The sequence below is a fragment of the Acidovorax cavernicola genome (genome assembly GCF_003581445.1).
In genome coordinates, this window is sequence record NZ_QXMN01000188.1 from 1 (window position 1) to 1,679 (window position 1,679).

The 1,679-nt window shown below is 64.9% G+C and carries 1 protein-coding gene and 1 pseudogene; both read left to right on the plus strand.

Features of this window, described 5'->3' with window-relative positions; all coding sequences use genetic code 11:
• Positions 1-1,018: pseudogene (gene ccsB, locus D3H34_RS32345) on the plus strand (c-type cytochrome biogenesis protein CcsB); the annotation flags it as partial.
• Positions 1,019-1,139: 121 nt separating this feature from the next.
• The coding region (locus D3H34_RS32350; protein ID WP_147400576.1) for a molybdopterin-dependent oxidoreductase at positions 1,140-1,679 on the plus strand (540 nt) is incomplete at its 3' end.

Genomic DNA, 1,679 nt, shown 5'->3' on the forward strand with positions numbered 1-1,679 from the left:
TTCGGCCTCAAGTACTTCCTGTCGAGCCAGTCGGCCATCCTCTGGATGAGCATGCTGTTCTTCATGAGCACCATCTTCTACTGGATAGGCATGTTCTCGCGCAACGAAGGCCGGACCATGTCGCTGCTGGGCTCGCGCATTGCCTGGGTGGCGATCGCGATGGCGCTGATCGGCTCCATGGTGCGCTGGTACGAAAGCTATCTGCTGGGCGCCGACATCGGCCATATTCCGGTCAGCAACCTCTACGAAGTGTTCGTGATGTTCTGCTGGATGACCGCGACTTTCTACCTCTACTACGAGGAAAACTACGACACGCGCGCGCTCGGCGCGTTCGTGATGCTGGTGGTCAGCGCGGCCGTGGGCTTTCTGCTCTGGTACACGCTGGTGCGCGAGGCGCACGAAATCCAGCCGCTGGTGCCGGCGCTCAAGAGCTGGTGGATGAAGCTGCATGTGCCCGCCAACTTCATCGGCTACGGCACGTTCGCGCTCGCGGCGATGGTCGCGTTCGCCTACCTGATCAAGCAGCAGGCCGGCGAGACCCGCTGGTACAAGCTCGCGCCGCTGTGGCTGCTGGGCATCGTGCTGTGCTTCGAGCCCATCGTCTTCCGCCAGGGCGCGACCGAGAACGGCGGCAGCTACTGGACCGTGTATTTCGGCATTTCGGCGCTGATCGTCGCCGGCATCCTGCTGGCGCGCAAGCACATCGCCGCGCGCCTGCCGTCGTTCGAGATCCTCGACGACGTGATGTACAAGTCCATCGCCGTGGGCCATCGCCACCGTGCTGGGCGCGCTCTGGGCCGCCGAAGCCTGGGGCGGCTACTGGAGCTGGGACCCGAAGGAAACCTGGGCGCTGATCGTCTGGCTCAACTATGCGGCCTGGCTGCACATGCGCCTCGTCAAGGGCCTGCGCGGCACCGTGTCCGCCTGGTGGGCGTTGACGGGCCTGGGCGTGACCACGTTCGCCTTCCTGGGCGTCAACATGTTCCTCAGCGGGCTGCACAGCTACGGAGAGCTGTAAGCCTCGCTGTGTTGAGCGAAAAGGAGCGGCCAGCGATGGCCGCTCTTTTTTTGTTGCCAAGCAGGTTGAACCAACCACCGGCACAATGCATCAGATAAGGCCATTGGTCCAAGGAACTGCCATGCTGATACGAACCGATCGCGACGGCTTCAATCACCCCCGGAGCAGTGAAATCACGCCCCAGCCGGTCTATGAGGCGCGGCGCCAGTGGCTGCGCACCATGGCCGCGGGCGCGGCCGGCGGTACGCTCGCGGCCTGGGCGGGGCGCGATGCGCTGGCGGCGGTGCCGCGCCCGGGAAAGCTCGCCGAGCTCGCCGGCCAGCCCAGCCAGGTCGTCGGCGCGAACACCATGGAAGCGCCGACGGCCTATGCCGATGCCTCGCAGTACAACAATTACTACGAATTCGGCCTCGACAAGGCCGATCCCGCGCGCAACGCCCACACGCTCAAGACCACGCCCTGGAGCGTCAAGGTCGAAGGCCTGGTCGCCAAGCCCGGCACTTTCGATCTGCAGGAGCTGCTGCAGCTAAGTGCGCAGGAAGAGCGGATCTACCGCCTGCGCTGCGTCGAAGGCTGGTCGATGGTCATTCCCTGGGTCGGCTACTCGCTGGCGCAACTGCTGCGCCGCGTGCAGCCGCTGGGCAGCGCCAAATTCGTGGAG